Genomic DNA, 23,154 nt, shown 5'->3' with positions numbered 1-23,154 from the left:
CTGGGGGGGGGGGTTGTTGAGCTTCGCCTTCGCGCGCGCGCCGCCGCTGGGTTTGGGGCCCGCCCCCGCGGTGGCGCGTGCGACGGCGGCGCGCTCGGTCGACCTCCAGGTGTTCTCGCTGTGGCTCGAGGCGTACGCGACCGGGGACACGGTGCTGGAGGAGTTCACGCGCGCGCGCTTCACGCCCCATTTCCAGCCCGCGTTCGACGAGTGGCTCGCGTCGCGCCCTCTGCAGAACCCCGAGGCCGCACCGAGCCCGTTCGCTCTCGACGTCTACGTCCCGCCAGGAGAGGCGGAGGCGGTCGAGGCGGACGCGCGCGCCGACGCCCTCTTCGCGCAGGCGCTCGAGAACAACCAGCGGGGCGACAACTACACGCTCACCACCGTGCTCTTCGCGCTCGTGCTGTTCTTCGGGGCGTTCGCCGGTCGGTTCCGTTCGGAGCGCGCGGCGTGGGCCATGACCGGTCTCGCATGCGTGGTCCTCGTCGTGGGGGTGGGCTTCCTCCTCGCGTTCCCCAAGATCGTCTGACGCCGCGCGCCCAGAGCCCCGCGTCGGGCCCGTAGCCTGGGCCGATGCAGACCCTGACGACGCCGCGCCTCACCCTCCGGCCCTGGCAGCCCGACGACGCCGACGCCGTGCTCGACATCTACTCGCGCTGGGACGTCATGCGGTTCATCGGCGTGACGCCGCGCGTCCTGGAGCATCGCGACGAGGCGCTGGAGCGGGTCGAGCGCTGGGCCGCCGCCGACGACGGCACGCACGGGGTGTGGGCCGTCGTCCCGCGCGAGGGCGAGGGCACGGGCCTGCCCGACGCCGCGCCCGTGGGGACCATCCTGCTCAAGCTCATCCCGGCGTCCGGCACGGGTGACCCGCTGCAGCCGTCGGGCGACACGGAGATCGGGTGGCACTTCCACCCCGACGTGTGGGGCCGCGGGTACGCGACGGAGGCGGCCGCCGCGGTGCTGGAGCACGCGTTCGAGCGCGGGCTCGACCGCGTCGTCGCGGTGACGCACGCCGACAACGCGGCGTCCCAGGCGGTGTGCCGGCGGATCGGCATGACCCACCGCGGCACGACCGACGCCTACTACGACACGACCTGCGAGCTGTTCGAGGTCACCGGGTCGCCGGGCGAGGACCACGGCGCCGAGGTCAGCAGACCGTAAGGTCCGCGGGCCCGCGATCACGGGACCGGGGCGCGCCCGGCCGGTAGCGTCGACAGCACCCGTCCGCAGGAGGTGCCGTGCCACGACCGACGCGTGCCCGCCCACGGCCCTCGTGGCTCGTCCCGGTCGCCGCGGTCGTCCTCGTCCTGCTCGCGGTCCGCGGCCTCGCCGCCTGGGCGTGGGCGCTCCGCGACCGCGACGGCGTGGTGCTGCTCACGGGTGCCGAGCCGTTCGTCGGCCACTGGGACGTCCGGGCCGGGGCCGGCACGGTGGTCGCGCTCGCGCTGGCCGGGGCCGTGGTCGCGCTGGGCCCGCGGGTCGCGACGACGCTGCGCTGGCCCGCGCTGCTCGCGGTGTCCGGGGTCGTCGCGCTCGCGTTCACCGTCGCCCTGGGCGCGCTGACCTCCTGGGACGCCCTCGCGGCCCCGATGCGCGGCCGGCACGACTACCTGCCCGTCGTCCCCGGAGCCGCGGCCGACCCCGCGGCGTTCGTCGCGACCTTCACGGAGCAGCTCGCCGAGTACCCGATCCACGTGCGCGGGCACCCGCCGGGGTTCGTCGTCGTGCTCGCCGCGCTCGACCGCCTCGGCCTCGGAGGCGCCGGGTGGGCGAGCGCGCTCGTGGTCGTCGCGGGCGCGAGCGTCGCGGTGGCGGTCGCGGTCACGGTGCGCCGGCTCGGCGGCGACGCGGGGGAGCGGACCGCGCGCCTCGCGCTGCCCGCCGTCGTCCTGGCCCCTGCCGCGCTGTGGGTCGCGACGAGCGCCGACGCCTTCTTCGCAGCGGTCCTCGCGTGGGGGGTCGCCGCGCTCGCCGTCGCGTCGACGACGCCGCGCGCGGGCGTGCGCTGGCCGGTCGCGGCGCTCGCCGGGGTGCTGCTCGGCTCGTGCCTGTTCCTGTCCTACGGGCTCGTGCACATGGGGGTCGTGGCGCTCGTCGTGCCGTGGGCGACGCGGCGGTGGGCGCCGACGGCGGCGGCGGCGCTCGCCGTCGTCGTCGTGGTGGTCGCCTGGGGCGCCGCGGGCTTCTGGCTGTGGGACGGCGTCGTGGCGACCCAGGCCGAGTGGGCCGCGGGGTCGGGGACCGGCCGGCCCTACCTCTACTTCCTCGTGGCGGACGTGGTGCTGCTCGGCGTGCTCGTGGGCCCCGCGGGCGTGGGCGGCCTGACGCGCGTGACCCGCCTCGACCGGACGACGCGCGCGCTCGTCCTCGTCGCGCTCGGCTCGGCCCTCCTCGGCGCGGTCTCCGGGTTCGAGCGCGGCGAGGTCGAGCGCATCTGGCTGCCGCTCGCGTGCTGGGTCGCGCCGGCCGCCGCGGCGCTCGTCGACCCCCGGCGCGCCACCGGCTGGCGGTGGTGGCTCGCCGCGCAGGGCGCGGCGACCGTCGTCCTCGCGACGGTGCTGCGCTCGCCGTGGTGAGCCGCCGGGCGCCCCGGAGACCGGAGGCACCGTCAGACGACCGTCAGGTGCCGCCGCCGGACGCCGCCCTACGCTCGAGGGATGAGGACGACGGCACCGCGGACCGCGGACTTCCGGTCGCCCGTCCACGACCCGCGCGTCGTCGCGCGCGTGGGCGCGCTCCTGGGATCGGCCGTGGTCGTCCTCTTCCTCACGGGGCTGCTCTCGCACCTGCACCAGCACCCGGTCACGTGGCTGCCGTTCGGTCCGGCGCCGTCGTGGGGCTACCGCCTGACGCAGGGCGTCCACGTCGGGGTGGGCCTCGCGTGCGTGCCGCTCCTGCTCGCCAAGCTCTACGCCGCGTACCCGCGCCTCTTCGAGCGCCCGGCGCTGCGCGGCGCGCGCCACGCGCTCGAGCGCGCGTCCGTCGCGGTGCTCGTCGCCGCGACCACGTTCCAGGTGGTCACGGGCGTCCTCAACGTGTTCCAGGTCTACCCGTGGCGGTTCAGCTTCGTGCGCGTGCACTACGCGGTGGCGTGGGTGGTGCTGGGGTCCGTGCTCGTGCACGTCGGGGTCAAGCTCCCCACGATCGTCGCCGCGCTGCGCTCGACGGTCGACGACGCGCGCGAGTCGTCCCCGGTCGAGCCGGCCGCACCCGGAGCCGCAGCCGCCGCCGACACGGCCCCCGCCGACACGGCCGCGGCCGGCACGACGCGCCGCGGCTTCCTCGCCGCCGTCGCGGCGACGACGCTCGGCGTGGTCGCGCTCACCGTGGGGCAGACGGTCCGGCCGCTCGCGCCGTTCGCGGTGCTCGCGCCCCGGGACCCGCGGGTCGGGCCGCAGGGGCTGCCCGTGAACAAGACCGCGCGCTCCGCCGGGGTCGAGCAGACCGCCGCCGACCCGGCCTGGCGGCTCGGCCTCTCGGGCCCGGCCGGCGAGCGGTCGCTCTCGCGCGACGAGCTCGCGGCACTGGGCCTCGTCCGCGCGGTCGTGCCGATCGCGTGCGTCGAGGGCTGGAGCGCGACCGCGACGTGGGACGGGGTGCGCGTGCGGGACCTCGCGGGGCTCGTCGGGGGGACCGGGCGCGAGGACGTCCGCGTCGAGAGCCTGCAGCAAGGGGGCTCGTACCGCGAGTCGACGCTGCCCGCGGCGTACGTCGCCGCGGACGACACCCTCCTCGCGCTCCGCCTCGCGGACGAGGACCTCGACCTCGACCACGGCTACCCGGCGCGCGTCGTCGCCCCGAACCGGCCCGGGGTGCTCCAGACCAAGTGGGTCTCGCGGATCGTCGTCCTGCCCGCCGGGGATGCGGCGTGAGCCGCGCCCAGCCCACGGGCCCTCTGCGTCCCGCGGATCCCGCGGCTCCCCCCGGCGCGGCCCGCCCGGCGAGCGCCGTCGTGCGTGGGGCGCGGCGGGTCCTCGTCGCGGGCGGGGCGGCCGCCGTCGCGTTCGGCGCCTGGACCGCGTGGTCGACCGTGCCGCGCGGCCAGTGGACGTCGGTCCTCGCGTGGCTCGCGGGCGGTGTCGTCGTGCACGACGCCGTCCTCGCGCCGCTCGCGCTCGCGCTCGGTGCCCTCGTGCTGCCCCGGGTCCCGCCGGTGTGGCGGGCGCCGCTGCGCGGCGGTCTGCTCGCCGCCGGGGCGCTCGCGGTGCTCGCGGTGGCGGTCGTGGCGGGCGCCGCGGACCGGCGGCACTGGTCCGTGGTGCCGCAGGACCCGCTGCCCGCGATCGCGACCGCCGTGCTCGTGGTGGGCGCCGGCGTCGTCGTGGGCGCGTTCCTCAGCGCGGGACGCGGGCCCGGCGGAGCACGACGACGCTCCGCCCGCCGGCCGTCCACTCCTCGACCTCGGTGAGCCCCGCGCTCGCGGCGACGTCGCGCAGCGCGTGCGCTCCCAGGCGCGCCCACGGCATGGGCCGGCTCAGACGCCCGTCCGCGGCGCGCAGCACGACGGGCGAGAGGTCGTGCACCTCGGGGTCGGGGTCGGTCTCCACGAGCACGGACCCGTCCGGTCGCACGAGGTCGCGGCAGCGCGTGAGCAGCGCGCCGGGGTCGCCGCCGATCCCGATGTTGCCGTCGGCGAGCAGCACCGTCCCCCACCGTCCCTCCCCGGGGAGCGCGGCCTCGACCGCCCGGCGCAGCGCGACCGCGCCCCGCTCGCGCGCGCGCCGGACCGCGTCGCGCGACACGTCGATGCCCAGGCACGGCACCCCGCGCCGCGCCAGCTCGGCGGCGAGGCGTCCGGGCCCGCAGCCGACGTCGAGCACGGGCGCCTCGCAGCGCGCGAGCAGCACGTCGTCGGACGCCGTGGCGGGTGCCGCCCACGTGCGCACGTCGAGCGGTCGCGCGGTGCCGCCGTCGAGCGCGACGACGGGCACCCCACCGAGCGCGGCCTCGTAGAGGACGACGGGACTGACCCGGCCCACTGGGGAGACCGTCACGGTCGCCCGGTCCGGGCCCCGCGCCCGGTGCGCGCCACGGCCTCGCGCCACCGGTGCGCGAACGCGGTCCCGGGGGCGTCGCGCGCGACGGCCTCGGCGTCGGACGGCTCGTCCACGTCGCGCAGCGTCGGGAGGAGGCCGACGTCGAGCCCGTGCGCGCGCAGGCGCTCGAGCTGCGCGGCGCCCGTCGTCGGCCGCGACATGGGGACGCCGAGGAAGAGCGCCGGGTCGGGCGAGCGCAGCCCGACGGCCCAGAAACCACCGTCCTCGGCGAGGCCGAGCACGGCGTCGTGCCCGTGGAGGTCGACCGCGGCCAGCTCTCCAGCGAGCTGCGGCGTGTCCATGCCGACGAGCAGCACCGGGCCCGGCCGGCGCGCGAACACGTCGTCGAACGCGGCGGCGAGCCGGTCGTCGAGCCCGCCCGCGGACTGGGGGAGGACCTCGAACCGCCGGGGGACCCAGGGGCCGGGCTCCCCGTCCAGCACGAGGACGTGGTCGCCCGGCAGGCCGGCCACGGCGTCGAGCGTGTCGGCGAGCGCCGCCGCGGCGACGTCCGCCGCCTGCGCCGGGGTGAGCCGGGCGGTCAGGCGCGTCTTGACCCGCCCCGGCACGGGCGCCTTGGCGAGCACGACGACCGTGCGCGGCGGGTCGAGCGGCCGGACGACCGCCGTCACGACGCCAGCACCCTCGACATGTCCCGCACGGCGCGCCACGCGCCGAGGGGGGTGCCGGTCACCTTGGAGCGGCCGAGGCGCGGCCGGTACGGCACCTCGACCTCGCGCACGCGCCAGCCGGCGTCGGCCGCGGCGACGAGCATCTCGAGGGGGTAGCCGGAGCGGCGGTCGGCGAGGTCGAGGGCGAGCAGCGCCTCGCGTCGTGCGGCGCGCATCGGCCCCAGGTCGTGCACGTCGACGCCCGTCCGGCGCCGGGCCCGGCGCGCCACCTCGTGGTTGGCGAGCCGCAGGTGCCACGGCCACGCGCCGGCGGAGGGGACGCGACGCCCGAGCACGAGGTCGGCGTCGCCGCGCGCGACGGGCCCGACGACGCGCGGCAGGTCCGCGGGGTCCAGGCTCGCGTCCGCGTCGCAGAAGGCGACGACGTCCGCCGTCGCGGCGCGCAGGCCGGCGTCGCACGCGGAGCCGAACCCCCGCACGGGCGCGTCGACGACGAGCGCCCCGTGCGCGAGGGCCACCGCGCGCGAGCCGTCGGTGGAGCCGTTGTCGACGACGACCGCGCGCACGCCCGCGGGCAGCCGGGGGAGGAGCCAGGCGAGCCCGGCCGCCTCGTCGAGGCACGGCAGGACGAGGTCGACGCTCGGTGCGGCGCCCCCGGCGGCGTCGGCGCTCGCGGGAGCGTCCGGGGGGACGCTGGTCACCCGTCGACCGTACGGCGCGCCCTGTGCCCGGGGCGCGCGGGGGCACCTGACGGTTCCCTGACGGCTCCCGCGACCAGGCCACAGGGAGCGCCGTCCGTCCGGGGCGGGCCGGGGCGCGGCGCTACTGTGCTGGCATGACCACGACTGCGCACGACGGGCCGGCGGGGTCCGCGTCGTCGCGGGTCCTCGTCGTCGACGACGACGCCCTGACGGTGGCGAGCGTCGCCGCGCACGTCGAGGCGTCGGGGCACGCGGCGCGCACCGCGACGGAGGCGCTGGAGGGCGAGCGGGTGTGGCGCGCATGGCGGCCGGACGCCGTCGTGCTCGACGTGCGGCTCCCGGGTCGCTCGGGGCTCGACCTCCTCGCGCGCCGACGCGCGGACGGCGACGGGACGCCGGTGCTCCTGCTGTCCGGGCTCGGGACGGTGGACGACCGGATCGGCGGGCTCGAGGTCGGGGCGGACGACTACGTCGTCAAGCCGTTCGACGCGCGCGAGCTCGTGCTGCGGGTCGAGGCGCTGCTGCGGCGCGGACCCGTCCTCGTCGACAACGCGCCCACGCGGCTCGCCGTGGGCGACCTCGTGGTCGACGCGACCGACCGCACCGCGCGGTACCGCGGGCGGACCGTCGCCCTCACGCCGCGCGAGTTCGCGCTGCTGCACTTCCTCGCGCGCCACCCGGGACGCGCGTTCGGCCGCGCGGAGCTGCTGCACCGCGTGTGGGGGTGGAGCTTCGGCGACGACTCGACCGTGATGGTGCACGTGCGCCGGCTGCGCGCGAAGCTCGAGGACGACCCGGGCGAGCCGACGCTCGTCGTCAACCGGCGCGGCTCGGGGTACGCGCTCGTCGCGCCGTCGGCGGACGCGCCGGGCACGACCGACGTCCCGGCCGGGCCAGGACGGTGGGGGCCGTGACCGACGTCGGCTTCATGCTCGCGGTCACCGCCGGCTGCGCGGTGGTCGTCGGGCTCCTCGGGGCGTGGGCGGTGCGCGCGGCGCGGCGCGTGTCGCTCGTCCTCGCGCTCGTCGTCGCGGCGCTCGTCCCGTTCGCCGCGGTCGTGGTGGCGCTCTCGGTCAACGTGTCCGCGATGTTCCTGTCGGAGCACGACGCGGGCGTCGTGCGCCTCGTGCTCGGGGCGTCGTCGGTGCTCGCGGTCGTGATCGCGCTCGTCCTCGGTCGCACGGTGGCCGACGACGCCCGCCGGGTCCGTCTCCTCGCCCGGCGCCTCGGCGACGACGCGGGCGGCGACGTGGACGACGCCGGGGCCGGCGACGTGCCCGGTGCCGCCCCGGGCCGCCCGGGCGTCGGTGCGGCGGGGGCTCCCGCCACGGCGGAGGGGGGCCCCCCCGGGGGGCGCCGGGGGGGCGCCCGCCCCGGCCTTGACTTTCGGCGCCGTCGCGGCCGACGGCACGGGCCCGTGGCTGCGGACCGGGGACCTCGGCGCGCTGCACGGCGGCCAGCTCGTCGTCACCGGGCGCATCAAGGAGCTGCTCATCGTCGCGGGGCGCAACCTGTACCCCTACGACCTCGAGCGCGAGCTGCGCCGCCTGCACCCCGGGGCCGAGGGCCGGCCGGGCGCGGTGTTCGAGGCGGAGGGCCTGCCGGGCACGCTGTGCGCGGTCCAGGAGTTCCGGCCCACGCCGGGCGCGCGGCTCGACGGCGCGAGCGCCGAGGACGAGCTCGACGCCGTCGTGCGACAGATGGCCTCCCACCTGGCCTCCGTCTCGGGCGCCGCGGTGCACGACGTCGTCCTCGTGCGTCCCGGTCAGGTGCCGCGGACCACGAGCGGCAAGATCCAGCGCGGTCGGGCGCGCGACCTGCACGGCCGGGGCGACCTCGCCGAGCTCCACTCCCTGCGCGCGTCCCGGGACCGCGCGCGCACCGAGCTCGCAGGGACCCGATCATGACCGCACCGCTGCCCGACGCTCTCGACGACCTCGTGCTGCGCCACGTCGCCGCCGCCCTGGGGATCGCCCCGGCCGACGTCGACCCGGCGGGCGACCTCGCCGGGCTCGGCCTCGGCTCGGTCCAAGTGCTGGCCCTGCTGGGCGACCTGGAGGACGCGCTGGGCGTGGACCTGGACCCGGAGGCCGTCGTCGACAACCCGACGCCCCGCGCGCTCGCCGAGCACCTGCGCAGCGTCGTCGACGTTCCCGGGACCGCGGCATGACGACCCTCGTCGACGTCGGCGCGCACGTCCCCGCGACGCGCGTGCCCATCCGCGACCTCGCGGACGAGCTGGGCCTCGACCACCTCGAGCTCGGCGTGTTCGAGCGCTTCTTCGGGCTGCGCGAGGTGTGCACGGCGCCGGACGAGAGCCTCACCGACCTGCTCGTCGCCGCGGCGCGCGCCGTGCCCGGCCTCGCGGGGAACGAGCATCGCGTCCGGTACGTGCTGGGCGCGCGCACCATCGCGACGGTCGCCCCGGTCGGGGTCAACCCCCTGCACGACGCCGCGGAGCGCCTCGGGCTGGACCACGCGGTCGTGTGGACCCTCACCCAGCACGCGTGCGCGTCCGCGCTGCTCGCCGTGGACGTCGCGGGGCGCCTGCTGGCCGCCGACGGCGACCCCGACGCGCTCGCGCTCGTCCTCACCGGCGAGAAGGCGTTCAGCCCCGGGTCCCGCCTCATCGACGGCACGACGATCATGGGCGAGGGCACGGCGGCCGTCCTCGTGGCGGCGTCCGGGCGGGTGGGCGGGCCTGCCGAGGGCCCGACCGGCAGCCCCGTGCTGTCCTACGCGACGCGCACCCTGGGCGAGTACCACCAGGTCCCGCTCCCGGAGGACCTCGCCGGGCCGTTCGGCGTCGCGTACACCGAGGTGCTCGCGGAGGTCGTGCTCGAGGCGGTCGAGCGCGCGGGCCTCGCGCTCGACGACCTCGCGCTCGTCCTGCCGCACAACGTCAACCGCGTGTCGTGGCGGCGCCTGTGCTCGCGCCTCGGTCTGCCGATCGCGCGCGTCCGGCTCGACGACGTGCCCGTGACGGGCCACTGCTTCGGCGCCGACTCGTTCATCGGCTACGCCGCCGCGCGCGCCGAGGGCCGGCTGCGCCCCGGCGACCCGTTCCTCATGGTGGCGGTCGGGCTGGGTGCCACGTTCTCCGCCATGGTCCTGCGCTACGCGCCCCACGAGACGGAGGAGCCCGCATGACGGTCGAGCAGGTGGCGGAGGCCGCCGCCGCCCCGGACGCTGCCCCGGATGCCCTGGAGGCAGCCGGCACCGAGCCGTTCCTCGCGCGGACCAAGCGCGCGCTCGCGGGCGCCCCGGACGCGCCGCTGGTGCTGCTCGGGAACTTCGAGGTGGAGGACGCGTGGGCGGTCGGGGAGGTCGGCCTGCCCTCGGTCGGGGGCGCGTCGGCGACGGCCGCGCTCGTCAACCGCATGGACGAGCTCGCGCTGCTCCTCGCCGGCCCGGACGACCACGTCGTGCTCAAGTCCGAGCCCGACCCGGACCACCTCGCCCACCTGGACGCGCTCGGCGTCGGGCTCCCGACCGTGCACGTCGCCGAGTCGAGCGACCCGCTGCGCACCGTCACCCTCGACGCGCTCGACTCGCCCGTGCTGCTCGCGCGCCTGCGCGACCTGGCGGCGGACGGCGTGCGCCTCCTCGCGCACGGGACGTCGTCGGCGGAGGAAGACCTCGCGGTCGCGACCGGGCTGCGCTCGGTGCTCACCGACGCCGCGACGACCAAGGCCGTCAACAGCAAGGTCTACAGCCGCGGCCTGTGCGACGAGCTCGGCATCGAGCAGGCGCGCGGGTGGGCGTGCCGGACCGTCGAGGACTTCGAGCGCGCGTGCGCCGAGGCGGGCCGGCTCGTCGCGGACGGCGCGACCGTGGGCGTCAAGGACGCGTACGGGGTCTCCGGCAAGGGGATCCTCGTCGTGGACGACCCGCGCCGCCTCGACCAGCTGGTGCGCATGGTCACGCGCCGCGCCGCTCGCTCGGGCGACGACCGCCTCGCCGTCGTGGTGGAGGTCTGGGCGGACAAGGCCACCGACCTCAACTACCACTTCACGGTCGCGCAGGACGGCTCGGTCGCGTTCGACTTCGTCAAGGAGGCGATCACCGAGGGCGGCGTCCACAAGGGCCACCGCATCCCGTCGCGCCTGCCCGCCGAGCAGGTCGACGCGCTGGCCGCGCTGTCGGGCCGGCTCGGCGCGCGCCTCGCCGCCGACGGCTTCCACGGCCTCGTCGGGGTCGACGCGCTCGTGCGCACGGACGGCTCGCTGCTGCCGGTGCTGGAGATCAACGCGCGCAGCAACATGTCCACGTACACCGTCCCCCTCCAGGAGCGGTTCCAGCCGGAGGGGTGGGTCGCGCTCGCGCGGCAGTACCCGCTCGTGCTCGACGCCCCGCTGTCGTTCGCGGCGCTCCACGACGTCCTCGGCGACCTGCTCCCCGGCGCGGCCGGGCAGGCGGGCCTCGTCGTCCAGGGGACGGGCACGGTCAACGCCGGCGCGTCGTCCCCGACCCCGGGCGGCACGTTCGCCGGCCGGCTCCACGGCCTGCTCGTCGCGCCCGACGAGCAGGCGCTGACCCGCCTCGACCGCGCCGTGACGGAGCGGCTGGCCGGGCGCACCGCCGCAGGACCGACCGCGGACCCGACCGAAGGAGACCCCCGATGACCGCGACGCCGAGCCGGCCGACGCCCGGGAGCGCGGACCTCGCCGCGGTCGCGGAGGAGTTCGGCACGCCCGTGTACGTGTACGACGGCGACGTGCTCGCCGCGAACTACCGCGCCCTGCGCGAGCGGCTGCACCCGGCGCTGGGGATCTTCTACTCGCTCAAGGCGAACCCGAACGTCAGCGTCTGCGGGCTGCTGCACTCGCTCGGCGCGAACGCCGAGGTGTCGTCGCTCACCGAGCTGCGCACGGCGCTCGCGGCGGGCGTCGAGCCGCAGGACGTGCTGTTCCTCGGGCCGGGCAAGAGCCGGGACGAGCTCGTGGCGTGCCTCAACTCGGGCGTGCGCGCGATCATCGTCGAGTCGCTCCCGGAGCTGGCGCTGGTGGACGAGCTCGCCCGCGCGACCGGGCGGCCCGCGCGCGTCGTGCTGCGCGTCAACCCGTCGTTCTCCGTCAAGGGCTCCGGGCTCACGATGGGCGGCAAGCCGCGCCAGTTCGGCATCGACGAGCAGCAGCTGCTCGACGCGCCGGACCTGTGCGCCGGGCTCACGACGGCCCGTGTCGTCGGGGTCCAGGTGTACATGGGCACCCGCATCCTCGACGAGGGCACGATCGTCGAGAACACGACGCGCATCTTCGAGCTCGCGGAGCGCCTCGCGGACCGGCTCGGCTTCCCGCTCGAGCTCGTCGACGTCGGCGGGGGTCTGGGCGTGGCGTACTTCGAGCGCGAGCGCGACCTCGACGTCGAGGTCCTCACCGCGGCGCTCAACCCCGTGGTCGAGGCGTTCGTGCAGCGGCACCCCGCGACGGACCTCGTCATGGAGCTCGGCCGCTACCTCGTGGCGCTGTGTGGCACGTACGTCGCGCGCGTGCGCTACGTCAAGGAGTCGATGGGCGAGCGGTTCGCCGTCGCCGACGGCGGGACCAACCACCACATGGCCGCGGTCGGCATCGGCTCGTTCGTGAAGCGCAACTTCCCGATGCGCAAGGTGGGCCCCGCGTCCGGCGCCGAGGACGTGCCGTGGAACGTCACCGGCCCGCTGTGCACGCCCAACGACACGATCGGCAAGGCCGTCCCGCTCCCGGCGGACCTCGCGGCCGGCGACCTCGTCGCCGTCGACCGGTCCGGCGCGTACGGCGCGACGGCGTCGCCCGTGCACTTCCTCAGCCACGGCTACCCCGCGGAGGTGCTGACGCTGGGCGACGAGTCGTTCCTCGTGCGGCACGCGGACACGCCCGACGACCTCCTGTCGCGCCAGGTCTTCCACGACCTGGGCGCGCGCGTCGCCCCGGCCGAGGCCGTCGCCGCACCCTGACCCGCCGGCCGTCCTGGCCGCCACCCGCCACCCGCTCCCGCGGGCGCCCGACCCACCACCCCGGAGGAACAGCGTGAGCACCAGCACGAACACCGAGTCCCAGGAGGCCCTCGGCCGCGAGCGCGTCGTCGGCGCGGTCGTCGAGGCGCTGTCGAGCGTCCTCGGGCGCCCGCTTCCCGACGTCACGGACGCGACCCGTCTGTTCGACGACCTCGACCTCGACTCCACGAGCGTCCTCGGCCTGCTCATGGCCCTCGAGGACTCGCTCGACATGGAGGTCGACCCGGAGTCGCTGGAGCAGCACCACCTCGAGAGCGTGGGCTCGCTGACGGACTTCGTCGTCGAGCACTCGACCCGGAACTGACGTGACGCTCGGGGGCGGGAGCAGGGCGGCATCCTGGGCGACGCCCGGCGGCGCCGTCCTGCGGGTGCGGGGCGTCGTGGACGTCCCGGTCGACGACCTCGTCCCCGTCGGGGACGGCACGCGCCGGTCGGTCGCGGAGGACCTGCGGTACGTGTACGGGGAGGGCCAGCCGACCGACTGGCTGGAGACCGGCCCGGGCCGGGACTACCCGACGATGATCCGCGCGGCACGCTCCGCGCTCGCGGGGCGCGGCCTGCTCGACGACGTGCGCCTCGTCGTCCTCGTCGTCACGACCCCCGACCTCCAGCACGAGCGCTTGCTCGGCGGGTTCGTCGCCGACCTGTTCGACGACCGGCCGTACACGTTCTGCGTGACCGAGCAGGGGCTGGCCGGGCCGTTCACCGCGATGCGCCTCGCGCACGAGGAGCTCGCGCACGGCGGCCCGCAGGGTGTCGGGCTCGGGGGAGACGCCCTCGTCCTCGTCCTGGAGCAGTGCACGCTGCCCCCGACGGCGACGCGCGTCCCCGCGCGCGACCGCGTCGTCGCGCTCGTCGTCGGGCACGACGGCGCGGGCCGGCCGGTCGAGGCGCTGTCGGTCGCGCGTGCGCCTCGCGGGCCCCGTCCGGCTGCCGCGGCGCACGACGTCGCTCAGGTGCCGGGGCGTGAGGCGTCGCCCGACGCCCGGCGCGTGGTCCTCGGCGTCGACGTCGACCCGGGAGCGGTGCCCGACGTCGACGGCGGCGTCGTCCTGCACGCCGACCCGGGCGCGGCGGCGACGGGCGTGTGGGAGGTCCTCGCCGCGTGCGACGACGTCCCGGACGCGCCGGTCGTCCTGCACGAGCGGTGCCTCGAGCTGGGCTACCGCTGCTCCCTCGTGCTCGGCCCCCGCGCTGTCACGGTGACCTCCCCGGACGCCGACGACCTGTCCCGAGAGGCGGTGCTCGCATGAGCACCGACGTCGTCGCCCCCGTCGCGACCGGCGGGGTGCTGCCCGAGGAGGGCGGCGCAGCGGTCCGCGTGGACGGCCCCGCCGACCTCCGCGCCGTCGCGCGCGAGCTCGGCGCGGTCGCGGCGCTCACCGCCCTCGTGGGCCTGCTGCCCGTCGCGGCGCTGCCGGGCGAGTGCGTCCTGCTGCCCGACGACGTCCCGCCGCCGGGAGGGTGGGCGCGGGTCGGCGAGGTGGTGTCGGACGTCGGCACGCTGCTCGTGTGGCGGGCGCCCCGTGCCGCCGAGGCGCCCGGACCGGCCGCGCGCGCCGCCGAGGTACCCGGACCTGCCGCACCCGACGAGGGCGTCGCAGCCGGCGCGGCCGACGCCGCCTGGCGCGTCGGGGTCGCCTGGGTCCGGACCGGGCTGTGCGAGCGTCTGACCGACCGGGCCGTCGAGCGGCTGCGCGGCCGGACGGTCGGCGGCACGGCGACGGTGAACCTGCCGCCCGTCCGCCTGGTCCTCGCCGACGCGGCGCTCGCCCACCTCGAGGCGCAGGCGCTCCTGGGCGGGGTCGCCTCGCGGGACGAGGCCCCGGCTGCCGGGTCGCCGGACCGACGCCCCGTGGTCTCCGGGTCCTCGCTCGCGCGTGTCACGGCGGTCCTCGACCGCTCGTCGCGTGCCGTCCACAACCTGTTCGGCGCGTCCGGGTACGTCGACGGCGACGCCGCGCGGCTCGCGCGCACGATCGACCTGCTCGGCCACGCGAGCGGGACGCTGCCGGCCGGGGCGCTCGGCCGCGAGGAGGGGCAGGACGCATGACCACGGTCGACCTCGTCGCGCTGCGCGACCACCTGCGACCCGTCGGCGCGGCGCTCCGCGAGCACGCGCTCGCGATCGACGCCGACCCCGCCGCGCTCCAGGTGCTCCTGGACTCCGGCGCCCTGCCGTACCGGCAGCTCGGCGGATTCCCACCCGGCTACCTCGACGACCCGCTGCGCGTGCGGGGCGTGCCGGTGCACGTGCGCACGTGCGTGGAGCGCGTCGTCGTCGCCGAGGCGCTCGCGTGGGGCGACGCGTCCGTCGTCGTCGGTGCGCCCGGGCCGTCCATGTCCGGGGTCGTCGTGGACGACCTCGCGGACGACGAGCAGCGCGACCGCTTCTACCGTCGCGTGGCGCAGCCGGGCACGTGGACGTTCTTCGGCCTCACCGAGCCCGACCGCGGCTCGGACGCCGCGGCGCTGGAGACGGCGGTCGTCGAGGTCGACGGCGCTCCCGTGCTGCGCGGGCACAAGAAGTACGTGGGCAACGTCGCGCGCGCGAGCCTCGGGGTCGTGTTCGCGCGGCACCGCCCCGGCCCGCTGGGCGTCGGGGTCTACCTCGTCGACACCGACCGGCCGGGGTTCGACGCCGCGCCGCTCGTGACGACCGGGATGCGCGCGGTGCAGCTCGGCGAGGTACGGCTGCACGACGTGCCCCTGTTGGCGCAGGACACGCTCGGGCGGCACCTGTCGCCGTCGCGCCGCGGCCTCCTCGGGGCGGTGCGCACCTTCAACCGGCTGCGCCCCGTCGTCGCGTCGCTCGCGGTGGGCGTCACGCAGGCGGCGCTCGACTACGTGCGCGCCGAGCGGTCGTCGTTCACCGCCGACGAGCGGTGGCGCCTGGAGACGTTCGACGACCGGCTCCACGCCGCGCGCGCCCTCGTGAACCAGGCCGCGCGCGGCGCCGACGCGGACCCGGCGGACGGGACGCTGCCGGCGGCGGCCAAGGCCACCGCGCTCGACCTCGCGGAGGAGGTCACGCACGCGGTGCCCGCGCTGCTCGGCCCCGGCGCGCGGTGGGAGCACCCGTACCTCGACAAGCTGGTCCGCGACGTGCCCGGCCTGGAGATGATGGAGGGCACGCGGACCGTCCAGCGGCTCACCCTCGCGCAGGGCTGGTTGCAGGGCAGGGCACGGCATGCCGAGCTCGTCTAGGGAGGCGGCCGCGACCCCGGTCGCGACCGCCTCGCCGCAACCGGAGGTGCCGCCGCCACCGGCCGCAGAGCCGACGGTCGGGACCCTGCGCCGCCGCGTCGTGCGCCTCGCCGCCCCGATCTGCGCGGCGCTCGTCGTGGGGGCGCTCGCGCAGCTCGTCATCGCGGCGCTGCTGGGGCACATGGGCGACGACGCGCTCTACGTCCGGTCGCTCTTCATCCCCGTGACGTTCCTCGTGCTCGCGGTCCAGGAGGGCCTCGACGTCTCGACGCAGGTCGGCTTCGCGCGCCTGCACGGGTCTCGGGTCCGGGACAGGGCGCGCGACACCGGTGACGGCGTGGGCGACGACGTCGCCGCCGCCGTCCCGACGTCGGCCACCACGGCGCTGCTGGGGCGGTTCGTGGGCGGCGGTGCGGCGGTGCTCGGCGGGGTCGCGCTGCTCGTGGTCCTCGCCGCCCCGGCGCTCGCCGAGGTGCTGTCCGTGCCCGCACCGCTCGTCGCCGAGTTCGTCGCGTTCGCGCGCTGGACCGTGGTCGCGAGCGTGCTGTCCGTCCCGACGGCGGTCGCGGCCGCCGCGCTGCGGGGGTGGGCGCGCACCGGGGCGTCGGCGACCGTGGCGCTGCTCGTCGCGGGGCTCCAGGTGCTCGTCGTGTGGCTCGTCGGGCTCGTGGGCGGGTTCGGCGCGCTCGCGGTCCCGGTCGCGATCACGGGCTCCACGCTCGTCGGCGCGGCCGTCGCCTGGGCGCTCCTCGTGCGGGCCCGGCTCCTTCCGCGGCCAGGCCACGTCCCGGGGCTGCGACGCCTGCTCGCGCTGCGTCACCACCCCGCGCCGCAACGGCTCGCCGCCGCGTGGCGACGGGCGCTCCGCGCGCTCCCCGCGGGCTCGTGGACCACGCCCACCCCGCCGCCGCCTCCGTCCTCCCCGCCGCCGCCCCCGGTCGCGGCGCCGTCCGCCCCGCTCTCCGTCGCGCCGGCCGCCGAGCCGACGGCGTCGGACGGTCCTCCCGAGGACGCGGCGGTCGAGCGGGTCGACGTGCGCGGGCTGCTCCTCGGCGTCGGCCTGCCGGTCGGCCTGTCCTACCTCCTGCTCACCGTGACGAACCTCGTCATGGTGTGGATCCTCGGGCCGTCGGGGACGGACGTCGTCGCGGGGTTCGGCGGCGCCGCGACGGTCCAGACGCTCGTGATCGTGCCGGCCATCGGGCTCGCCGCGGCGGTGAGCATCGTCATGAACCAGCAGTGGGGCGCGGGGGAGCTCGGCCTGCTGCCGCGCACGCTGCGCGCGGGCACGGTCGTCGTCGCGGGCGTGTACGTGGTGGTGGGGGCGCTCGTCCTCCTGACCGCGCCGCTCGTCGCGGGCCAGCTCTCCGCGGACCCGGACGTCGCCGCGCAGGCGGCGCTCTACCTGCGCGTGGTCGGCCCGTCGTACGCGGGCGTCGGGCTCGTGCTCTTCCTCCTGACCCTGCTCGAGCAGCTCGGGTACGGGCGCGTGGCCGTGACGCTCAACGTGCTCTACCACGCCGTCTCGCTCGGCGTCGGCGGCATCCTCGCGCGCGCGGGCGGCGGCCCCACCGCGCTGTACACGACGATCGCCGTGACGAACGTCGTCGGGCTGGTCGTCATGCTCCCCGTCGCGGTGCGCCTCGTCCGACGGCGGGCCAAGGGAGAGCCGGCCGAGACGGCCGAGACAGCCGGGTCGGCCGTGGAGGTCGCGCCGTGACCGCGCGGGGGTCGACGTCGCCGGTCCGGGACGTGCCGGTCGGTACCGCCCGGGTCCGCACCGCGCTGGTCCACGGTGCGGGGCACACCGACCCGCGTGCGGCGGCCGGTCCGGGCTCGGACGTCCCCGAGCCCGTGCTCAGCGTCGTCGTCATGCACCATCCGGCGCGGGGCGACGTCTCGGACCTGGTCGCGGCGTGCGCGCCGCTCGACGTGCGGGTCGTCGAGGACCCCGAGCCCGACGGCCCGCCCAGCCCGCTGCGCACCGCGAAGCGCGCGTGGGCCGCCGTCGCGCCGGGCGCGACGCACCACCTCGTGCTCCAGGACGACGTCACACCGGTCCCGGGGTTCGCCGAGCTCGTCCTGCGGGCCGTCCGCGCCCGGGACCGGCACGCGGTCGCGCTCTACTCGAACTGGAACAGCCCGCGCAACGCCTACCTCGTGCGTGCGGCGGCCGCCGCCGGGCAGGCGTGGGCGCCGCTCGGCCACGACGAGTGGGTGCCCACGCTCGGCCTCGTCCTCCCCGCGGACGGCGCGCTGCGCCTCGCCGCGCACCTCGCGACCCTGCCCGACGACGAGCGCGACGACGACGAGGCCGTCGTGACGTTCTGCGCGCGCGAGGGCTATCCCGTCGTCGCGACGCTGCCGCACCTGCTGGAGCACGGCGACGGGCCGAGCCTCGCGGGCAACGACGCGCACGGGGCTCGGCACGCGACCGTCCCGGCGGGCGACGCCGTCGACCCGGACGCGTGGGACCGGCCGGGCTTCGACCGCGAGCCGTCGCGCTCGCCGGCGACCTTCCGGCCGGTCGCGGTCACGCTCGAACACTCACGCTGCACGCTGCGTGTGCTCCGTCCGGACGTCGGCGAACCGCTCGAGCACCCGTTCGGCTGGGGCTGGGACGCGTGGTCGTGGTGGCTCGGCGTCGACCCGGCGACGGTCGCGCACGACGTGTCGCTGCTCGTCGCGGGCGCGTCCCCGGAGCTCCGCGGAGTCTCGCGCGCCGCGCTCGGCGAGCTCGGCGCGGCGTGCTGGCTGCTGGGTCACGACGTCGCCCGCACGGCCTGGCCCCCGCCCGCCGGCCCCGACGCCCCGGCGCACCGGGCCGCCGCCGTCCGGACATGGGTGCTCTCCGGCCTCCTCCCCGCCGACCGCCCGGAGCGCGTGGTCGACGAGCTCGTAGCGTTCGGCCTCGACGCGGTGATCGCGGGCGAGACGCGGACCGGCACCCCGCCGAACCCGGGGTCACGGGCGGTTTCGACGCCGGGGTCGCCCGCAACCCCGGGTTCGGCAACCGTCGTCGGGGCCCGGGTGGGCGACGGCTCGGCCGGCGCCGGACGAGAACGGGCCGCGCTCGCCGCCGCGCGGCTCCTCGGGGAGCGCGACGCCGGGGTCGTGTGCCGGGCGGCGGGACCCGCGGTGCCGGTGCGCGTCGTCGTGCACGACTGCCCGGCGTGCGGCGCGCGCGCCGAGGACGCGGTGCGTCGCCTCAGCGCGCAGGTCGACCTCGACGGCGCCGCCGAGCACCGGGCCGCCGGACCCGACGACGCGGTGCGCGACGGCGGGGCGGCCTCCGGTCGGTCCGACGGTCCCGAGACAGTCGAGACGCCCGAGGCTCCCGCGGCATCTGACGCGTCTGACGCACCCGAGACAGCCGAGGCTCCCACGGCATCGGACGCACCCGCGGCACCCGACGGGCCTGGCGGCCCGGCCGTCGTCGAGGTCCTCGCGTGCGAGCACGCCGAGACGCGTGGGCTTCTCGGGGTGGATCCCGGCGGACGGTACGTATCGCGCGGGCTGTGGGCGTCGCGCAGGACGGCGGCCGTGCCTCCGCGGGCAGCGGCGGGCGAGCCGCACCGGGCGCCGGAGCACCCGGGCGACGCTCCGGCCCGCACCGCGGCGGATCTTCTGGTGGCGCTCGTGGGCGCCGACACCGCGCACGTGCTCCCGGTCGTGACGCGCGCGGACGGGGACGCGCCGGGCCGGCCGAGCCCGGCCGCGCTGGGCGTGCAGCACGCGACGGGACCCGTGCAGCGGTACGCGGACGTCCACGCCGAGGCGCGGCTCGCGCGTGCGGAGACGCTGCTGTGAGCGCGACCCCGACCGCCCCGTCGGACCGCGCGTCGGCGGGCGCGTGGGGATGGCGCGGCGCGGCGCTGCTGCTCGATCTCGACGGGACGCTCGTCGACTCGTCCGCCGCGATCGAGCGGCACACGCTCGCGTGGGCGGCCCGGCTCGGGCTCGACGGCGACGCGGTGGTCACGGCGTCGCACGGCCGTCGCGACGTCGAGGTGGTCCGCCTCGTCGCGCCGGACGCCGACGTCGCGCGCGAGGTCGAGTGGCTGCACCGCATCTCGTGCGACGACACCGAGGGCGTCGTGGCCGTGCCGGGCGCCGCGGAGCTGCTGGACGGCCTGGACCCGCGGACCTGGACGGTGGTGACGTCGGCGGCGCGCGAGGTCGCGCTCGCGCGCCTGACAGCCGCCGGCCTGCCGGTGCCGGCACGGTTCGTGGGCGCGGAGGACGTGGCGCGCGGCAAGCCCGACCCGGAGGGGTTCCGCGCGGGCGCGCGGCTGCTCGGCGTCGACCCGCGCCACTGCCTCGTGCTGGAGGACTCCGCCGCGGGGGTCGCCGCGGGCCGGGGCGCGACGGCGACCGTGCTCGCCGTCGGCCCGGACGACGTCCCCGGGGCGCACCACGGCGTCGCGGACCTGCGCCCGGTCGTCACCTGCGCGGTCGACGGCCAGGTGGAGGTCGTCGTGACCGCGCGGGACGCAGGTGCTCTCGAGGTTCCGGTCGAGGTCCTGTCGGAGAGCCGGCTCGAAGGGCTCGGCGACGGCCTGCCGGAGTTCGTCGCATGAGCGCGGTCGATCCGGAGCCCGACGTCGAGCTGTGGTTCGTCGACACGACCCCGCCCCCCGCCGTCGAGCACGACATGGGGGCCGTTCTGGGCTCCATTCCGACCGTCAGGTCGTGCTCGACGGCGGGTGAGGTCGTGCTCGACGGTGACATGCTGGACGCGGCGGAGCGCGCCCGCGCCCGCCGCTTCGCCTCGTCGGCCGACGCCGGGCGGTACGTGCGCGCGCACGTCGCCGCGCGCGAGATCCTCGCGGCGCGCACGGGCCTGTCGCCCGCGGACGTGCGCTGGGAGGCGGGACCGCACGGGAAGCCGGGTCCCGTCGTCGGGCAGCGGTGGAACCTCAGCCGCAGCGGCGACCACGCGCTCGTCGCGCTCGCCGAGACGGACGTGGGCGTCGACGTGCAGGTGCGCGACCCGCGTGTGGACGTCCACCGCCTCGCCGCGCGGTTCCTCGCTCCGGCGGACGCGCGGTCGGACGCGGACGGCGACCTGTGGCGGCGGTTCTCGCGGCTCGAGGCGTGCGCCAAGGCGGTCGGGGGGCGGCTGCTCGACGTGCTCGGGCTCGACGTCCGGGCCCCCGGCGTCGTGCGGGCCGACGACGGCGTGTGGCGCGGGCAGGAGTGGTGGGTGAGCGACGTGGCGGCACCTGCCGGCGCCGTGGCGGCCTGCGCGACGCCGGGGCCGCGGCCGCACGCGCTCCGCACCCGGGTCTGGGGCGCGGAACTGCCGTCGCCCACGGTGCGGTTCGGCGTGGGAGGTACGCGGTGAGGGTCGTGCACCAGCTCGAGGTCGGCGGGCGCGCGGGCGAGGCGCCCGCGACGTGGGGCCAGACCGCGATCCGGCGGGCGCTCGCCGCGCTGGAACCGCTGGACCACCAGTTCAACCTCGTGTGGGGCGGACCGCTCGACGATCCGGTGCCGACCGAGGCCGCCACCGCCGTCGTGCGGGCGCTCGTCGAGCGGCACGACTCTCTGCGGACGCGGATCCACCCGCGCGGCGACGGCTTCGTCCAGGAGCTGTGCGGCCCCGGGACGGTCGAGGTCGTCGAGGAGCGGGTCGCCGACGTCGACGAGGTCGCGGCGTGCGGCGCGCGGCTCCGCGACGAGCTCTGGGGCCGGGCGTTCGACTACCCGACCGAGCTGCCCGTGCGGGCCGGCCTCGTGACGGTGGACGGCGCGGTGCACCACACGACGCTCGTCGTCGCGCACACCGCGCTCGACGGCTGGGGGCTGCCCGTCCTCGACGCCGACCTCACGGCGCTCGCCGCGGGCACCGCGCCGACCGACGTCGGGGCGTGGACGCCGCTCGGCGAGGCGGCCTGGCAGACCTCGGACGAGGGACGACGGCACGACGCCGCCGCGCGCGCCCGCACCCTGCGCACCATGCGCGCTGCCCCGGCGCAGGTCTTCGCGCCGCGCCCCGCCGAGGCGCCCGACGGCGGGCGGCGGTACCGGCAGACGGTCCTGCGCTCGCGACGTCTGGGGCCGGCGGCCGAGCGCGTGGCCGCGCGCTGGCGGACGAGCACGTCCGGCGTCCTGCTCGCGGCGTCGTGCCGGGCGCTCGCCCTCGCCGCGGGCCGCGACGACCTCGCGCTCCAGGTCATGGTGAGCAACCGCTTCCGCCGGGAGCTCGCGGAGGCCGTCGTCACGACGGCCATGGAGGGCCTCGTGCACGTGGACGGCCTCGACGCGCCGTTCGACGAGGTGGGCACGCGGGTCTGGCGCGCGGCGATGACGGCGTACCGGTCGGCGTACTACGACAAGGACCGGCTCCAGGCGGAGGCCGCGGCCGACCCGTCGACCGCCCACGACGGCACGTGCTGGTACAACGACCGCCGCGGCACCGGTCCCGACCGGACGCTGCGCGCCCGCCCGTCGCGGTCGCGCCGGCTCGCGCGCGCCGACGCGTCTGACGAGCAGGGCGGCGTCACCCTCACGCTGCACCTCGTCGACGCACCGGGCGGGGGCATCGACGTCGTCCTCACCGCCGACACGACGCGCCTGGACGACGCGACGGCGGAGCAGGTCGTCCGGGACCTCGAGCGCTGCGTGCTCGACGCGTCACGCACGGGGAGCTCCGGCGGGGAGGTCACGCGCCGGTAGATGCACCCTCCGGCGCGGCCAGCGAGCGGACGACGAGGGCTTGGGCGAGCGTCCCGAACGGTCCGGCCTCGTCGTGGAGCGTGCTGTGCGTGACGCCGGCCCCTGCGGGGCCGAACACGACCGAGGTGTCCAGTCCCACCCAGCCGCCCAGCGGCGCGCGGAAGAGGTGGGCCGCGAGGTCGACGTTGGGGAAGGCGACCTCCCGCGGGTCCGCGCGCACGGCCATGCCGTTGGCGGCGTCGAGCAGACCTGCGGTGCGCGCGAGCGGTCCGACCTCCTCGTCGGCGACGAGCCGGACGTCGGTGCGCACCCAGACCGTCGCACGTCCCGGCTCGACCGCGGTCCGGCGGACCTCGATGGAGTCGATGAAGCCGCCGGGCCAGACGGTCGCGGGGTCCCAGGGCGGCGTCCGGTCCGGTCCGGGCACGGGTGCCGGCGCACCGCCGGCGAGGTCGGCGGTGTCACCCGTCCGCGCGAGCCACGCCCGCAGCGAGACGGCGCAGCGGCCCGCGCACCAGAGCTTCGCCTCGACGAGCTCCACACCCCGCCCGGGGCGGAGCACCCGGACCCGCGTCTCCACGTCGCCGATCGGGAAGACGCCCCAGATGTCGTAGGCGAGGCGCGAGACGGCGAGGTCGTCGCGCCCGCGGTCGACACGGTCGGTCTCGACGACGTGCGCGAGCAGCCCGAGCGCGGGCGCGACGTGCTGCTCGTCGCTGCGCCACGCCCCTCCCACGTGCGGGCTCGCGCGGAACGTCGTCGCGCCGGTGCGGAAGAAGTACGCCATCGTGCTCCCCAGGTGGTGGGTGGTCGGCGACCGCGGCGCGGGGCAGGGCGGCGGTCACGCGCAGGTCGGCCGGGGGGACCCGCCGGGAGGAGCCGAGGGCGGCGAAACC

24 protein-coding genes are annotated in these 23,154 nt (G+C 77.6%); 20 read left to right on the top strand and 4 right to left on the bottom strand.

What is annotated here, in order from left to right; genetic code table 11:
* From ACFWH7_RS01120 to ACFWH7_RS01100, 5 genes are all read left to right on the top strand, one after another.
* Positions 1 to 529, top strand: a 529-nt coding sequence (locus ACFWH7_RS01120) for a hypothetical protein (protein ID WP_378214633.1), incomplete at its 5' end; no start/stop codon positions are given.
* Between the two features lie 44 nt (positions 530 to 573).
* Positions 574 to 1,164, top strand: coding sequence for a GNAT family N-acetyltransferase (locus ACFWH7_RS01115; protein ID WP_378214632.1), 591 nt, complete (start codon positions 574 to 576; stop codon positions 1,162 to 1,164).
* A gap of 77 nt (positions 1,165 to 1,241) precedes the next feature.
* Positions 1,242 to 2,579, top strand: coding sequence for a hypothetical protein (locus ACFWH7_RS01110; protein WP_378214631.1), 1,338 nt, complete (start codon positions 1,242 to 1,244; stop codon positions 2,577 to 2,579).
* Between the two features lie 81 nt (positions 2,580 to 2,660).
* Positions 2,661 to 3,875 (top strand): molybdopterin-dependent oxidoreductase, encoded by a 1,215-nt coding sequence (locus ACFWH7_RS01105; RefSeq protein WP_378214630.1) that lies wholly within the window; start codon positions 2,661 to 2,663, stop codon positions 3,873 to 3,875.
* Positions 3,872 to 4,411: a hypothetical protein gene (locus tag ACFWH7_RS01100; RefSeq protein WP_378214629.1), complete on the top strand. Its 540-nt coding sequence runs from the start codon at positions 3,872 to 3,874 to the stop codon at positions 4,409 to 4,411. Before ACFWH7_RS01105 ends, ACFWH7_RS01100 begins: the two co-directional genes overlap by 4 nt.
* Here ACFWH7_RS01100 and ACFWH7_RS01095 read toward each other — a convergent pair.
* The 3 genes from ACFWH7_RS01095 to ACFWH7_RS01085 are packed head-to-tail and all read right to left on the bottom strand — an operon-like array spanning position 4,338 to position 6,372.
* Positions 4,338 to 4,997, bottom strand: a complete 660-nt coding sequence (locus ACFWH7_RS01095) for a class I SAM-dependent methyltransferase (protein WP_378214628.1) — start codon at positions 4,995 to 4,997, stop codon at positions 4,338 to 4,340. The two genes, ACFWH7_RS01100 and ACFWH7_RS01095, sit on opposite strands and share 74 nt — an antisense overlap.
* Entirely contained in the window at positions 4,994 to 5,671 is a 678-nt protein-coding gene (locus ACFWH7_RS01090) for a TIGR04282 family arsenosugar biosynthesis glycosyltransferase (RefSeq protein ID WP_378214627.1), read from the bottom strand. Before ACFWH7_RS01090 ends, ACFWH7_RS01095 begins: the two co-directional genes overlap by 4 nt.
* A complete protein-coding gene (locus ACFWH7_RS01085) occupies positions 5,668 to 6,372 on the bottom strand; it encodes a glycosyltransferase family 2 protein (RefSeq protein ID WP_378214626.1) in 705 nt (234 codons plus the stop codon). The genes ACFWH7_RS01090 and ACFWH7_RS01085 overlap by 4 nt, the downstream gene beginning before the upstream one ends.
* A gap of 134 nt (positions 6,373 to 6,506) precedes the next feature.
* Between ACFWH7_RS01085 and ACFWH7_RS01080 the strand changes: the two genes are divergently transcribed.
* The 15 genes from ACFWH7_RS01080 to ACFWH7_RS01010 all read left to right on the top strand — a co-directional run bounded on the left by ACFWH7_RS01080 (position 6,507) and on the right by ACFWH7_RS01010 (position 22,258).
* Entirely contained in the window at positions 6,507 to 7,286 is a 780-nt protein-coding gene (locus tag ACFWH7_RS01080; RefSeq protein ID WP_378214625.1) for a response regulator transcription factor, read from the top strand.
* Between the two features lie 465 nt (positions 7,287 to 7,751).
* Positions 7,752 to 8,279, top strand: coding sequence for an acyl-CoA synthetase family protein (locus ACFWH7_RS01075; protein WP_378214624.1), 528 nt, complete (start codon positions 7,752 to 7,754; stop codon positions 8,277 to 8,279).
* Complete coding sequence (locus ACFWH7_RS01070) at positions 8,276 to 8,542, top strand: acyl carrier protein (protein WP_378214623.1); 267 nt, start codon at positions 8,276 to 8,278, stop codon at positions 8,540 to 8,542. The genes ACFWH7_RS01075 and ACFWH7_RS01070 overlap by 4 nt, the downstream gene beginning before the upstream one ends.
* Positions 8,539 to 9,522 (top strand): 3-oxoacyl-[acyl-carrier-protein] synthase III C-terminal domain-containing protein, encoded by a 984-nt coding sequence (locus ACFWH7_RS01065; RefSeq protein WP_378214622.1) that lies wholly within the window; start codon positions 8,539 to 8,541, stop codon positions 9,520 to 9,522. The genes ACFWH7_RS01070 and ACFWH7_RS01065 overlap by 4 nt, the downstream gene beginning before the upstream one ends.
* Positions 9,519 to 10,997: a preATP grasp domain-containing protein gene (locus ACFWH7_RS01060; RefSeq protein ID WP_378214621.1), complete on the top strand. Its 1,479-nt coding sequence runs from the start codon at positions 9,519 to 9,521 to the stop codon at positions 10,995 to 10,997. The genes ACFWH7_RS01065 and ACFWH7_RS01060 overlap by 4 nt, the downstream gene beginning before the upstream one ends.
* A complete protein-coding gene (locus tag ACFWH7_RS01055; RefSeq protein WP_378214620.1) occupies positions 10,994 to 12,310 on the top strand; it encodes a type III PLP-dependent enzyme in 1,317 nt (438 codons plus the stop codon). Before ACFWH7_RS01060 ends, ACFWH7_RS01055 begins: the two co-directional genes overlap by 4 nt.
* A gap of 73 nt (positions 12,311 to 12,383) precedes the next feature.
* Positions 12,384 to 12,674, top strand: coding sequence for an acyl carrier protein (locus ACFWH7_RS01050; protein ID WP_047233438.1), 291 nt, complete (start codon positions 12,384 to 12,386; stop codon positions 12,672 to 12,674).
* Position 12,675: 1 nt separating this feature from the next.
* Complete coding sequence (locus tag ACFWH7_RS01045) at positions 12,676 to 13,623, top strand: hypothetical protein (protein ID WP_378214619.1); 948 nt, start codon at positions 12,676 to 12,678, stop codon at positions 13,621 to 13,623.
* Positions 13,620 to 14,423 (top strand): acyl-CoA dehydrogenase family protein, encoded by an 804-nt coding sequence (locus tag ACFWH7_RS01040; protein ID WP_378214618.1) that lies wholly within the window; start codon positions 13,620 to 13,622, stop codon positions 14,421 to 14,423. Before ACFWH7_RS01045 ends, ACFWH7_RS01040 begins: the two co-directional genes overlap by 4 nt.
* A complete protein-coding gene (locus ACFWH7_RS01035) occupies positions 14,420 to 15,577 on the top strand; it encodes an acyl-CoA dehydrogenase family protein (protein WP_378214617.1) in 1,158 nt (385 codons plus the stop codon). The genes ACFWH7_RS01040 and ACFWH7_RS01035 overlap by 4 nt, the downstream gene beginning before the upstream one ends.
* Positions 15,561 to 17,297, top strand: coding sequence for an MATE family efflux transporter (locus ACFWH7_RS01030; RefSeq protein ID WP_378214616.1), 1,737 nt, complete (start codon positions 15,561 to 15,563; stop codon positions 17,295 to 17,297). Before ACFWH7_RS01035 ends, ACFWH7_RS01030 begins: the two co-directional genes overlap by 17 nt.
* Complete coding sequence (locus ACFWH7_RS01025) at positions 17,294 to 19,387, top strand: hypothetical protein (RefSeq protein ID WP_378214615.1); 2,094 nt, start codon at positions 17,294 to 17,296, stop codon at positions 19,385 to 19,387. The genes ACFWH7_RS01030 and ACFWH7_RS01025 overlap by 4 nt, the downstream gene beginning before the upstream one ends.
* Positions 19,384 to 20,157 (top strand): HAD-IA family hydrolase, encoded by a 774-nt coding sequence (locus tag ACFWH7_RS01020; protein WP_378214614.1) that lies wholly within the window; start codon positions 19,384 to 19,386, stop codon positions 20,155 to 20,157. The genes ACFWH7_RS01025 and ACFWH7_RS01020 overlap by 4 nt, the downstream gene beginning before the upstream one ends.
* On the top strand, positions 20,154 to 20,924 hold the full coding sequence (locus tag ACFWH7_RS01015; protein WP_378214613.1) for a 4'-phosphopantetheinyl transferase family protein: 771 nt from the start codon (positions 20,154 to 20,156) through the stop codon (positions 20,922 to 20,924). Before ACFWH7_RS01020 ends, ACFWH7_RS01015 begins: the two co-directional genes overlap by 4 nt.
* A 5-nt stretch (positions 20,925 to 20,929) precedes the next feature.
* Positions 20,930 to 22,258 (top strand): condensation domain-containing protein, encoded by a 1,329-nt coding sequence (locus ACFWH7_RS01010; protein ID WP_378214612.1) that lies wholly within the window; start codon positions 20,930 to 20,932, stop codon positions 22,256 to 22,258.
* Here the strand turns inward: ACFWH7_RS01010 and ACFWH7_RS01005 are convergent.
* Entirely contained in the window at positions 22,245 to 23,045 is an 801-nt protein-coding gene (locus tag ACFWH7_RS01005) for a thioesterase family protein (protein ID WP_378214611.1), read from the bottom strand. The two genes, ACFWH7_RS01010 and ACFWH7_RS01005, sit on opposite strands and share 14 nt — an antisense overlap.
* Positions 23,046 to 23,154 lie beyond the last annotated feature (109 nt).

Source organism: Cellulosimicrobium cellulans (assembly GCF_042723955.1).
Taxonomy (GTDB): Bacteria; Actinomycetota; Actinomycetes; order Actinomycetales; family Cellulomonadaceae; genus Cellulosimicrobium; species Cellulosimicrobium cellulans_H.
The sequence above is the reverse complement of the archived record's forward strand: the minus strand, read 5'-3'. Positions and strand labels throughout refer to the sequence as shown.

Excerpts from the sequence above, each read along its gene's own strand:
- ACFWH7_RS01115 (WP_378214632.1), top strand. The coding sequence starts at position 574 with ATGCAGACCCTGACGACGCCGCGCCTCACCCTCCGGCCCTGGCAGCCC.
- ACFWH7_RS01105 (WP_378214630.1), top strand. The coding sequence starts at position 2,661 with ATGAGGACGACGGCACCGCGGACCGCGGACTTCCGGTCGCCCGTCCAC.
- ACFWH7_RS01080 (WP_378214625.1), top strand. The coding sequence starts at position 6,507 with ATGACCACGACTGCGCACGACGGGCCGGCGGGGTCCGCGTCGTCGCGG.
- ACFWH7_RS01070 (WP_378214623.1), top strand. The coding sequence starts at position 8,276 with ATGACCGCACCGCTGCCCGACGCTCTCGACGACCTCGTGCTGCGCCAC.
- ACFWH7_RS01065 (WP_378214622.1), top strand. The coding sequence starts at position 8,539 with ATGACGACCCTCGTCGACGTCGGCGCGCACGTCCCCGCGACGCGCGTG.
- ACFWH7_RS01060 (WP_378214621.1), top strand. The coding sequence starts at position 9,519 with ATGACGGTCGAGCAGGTGGCGGAGGCCGCCGCCGCCCCGGACGCTGCC.
- ACFWH7_RS01055 (WP_378214620.1), top strand. The coding sequence starts at position 10,994 with ATGACCGCGACGCCGAGCCGGCCGACGCCCGGGAGCGCGGACCTCGCC.
- ACFWH7_RS01040 (WP_378214618.1), top strand. The coding sequence starts at position 13,620 with ATGAGCACCGACGTCGTCGCCCCCGTCGCGACCGGCGGGGTGCTGCCC.
- ACFWH7_RS01035 (WP_378214617.1), top strand. The coding sequence starts at position 14,420 with ATGACCACGGTCGACCTCGTCGCGCTGCGCGACCACCTGCGACCCGTC.
- ACFWH7_RS01030 (WP_378214616.1), top strand. The coding sequence starts at position 15,561 with ATGCCGAGCTCGTCTAGGGAGGCGGCCGCGACCCCGGTCGCGACCGCC.
- ACFWH7_RS01015 (WP_378214613.1), top strand. The coding sequence starts at position 20,154 with ATGAGCGCGGTCGATCCGGAGCCCGACGTCGAGCTGTGGTTCGTCGAC.
- ACFWH7_RS01005 (WP_378214611.1), bottom strand. The coding sequence starts at position 23,045 with ATGGCGTACTTCTTCCGCACCGGCGCGACGACGTTCCGCGCGAGCCCG.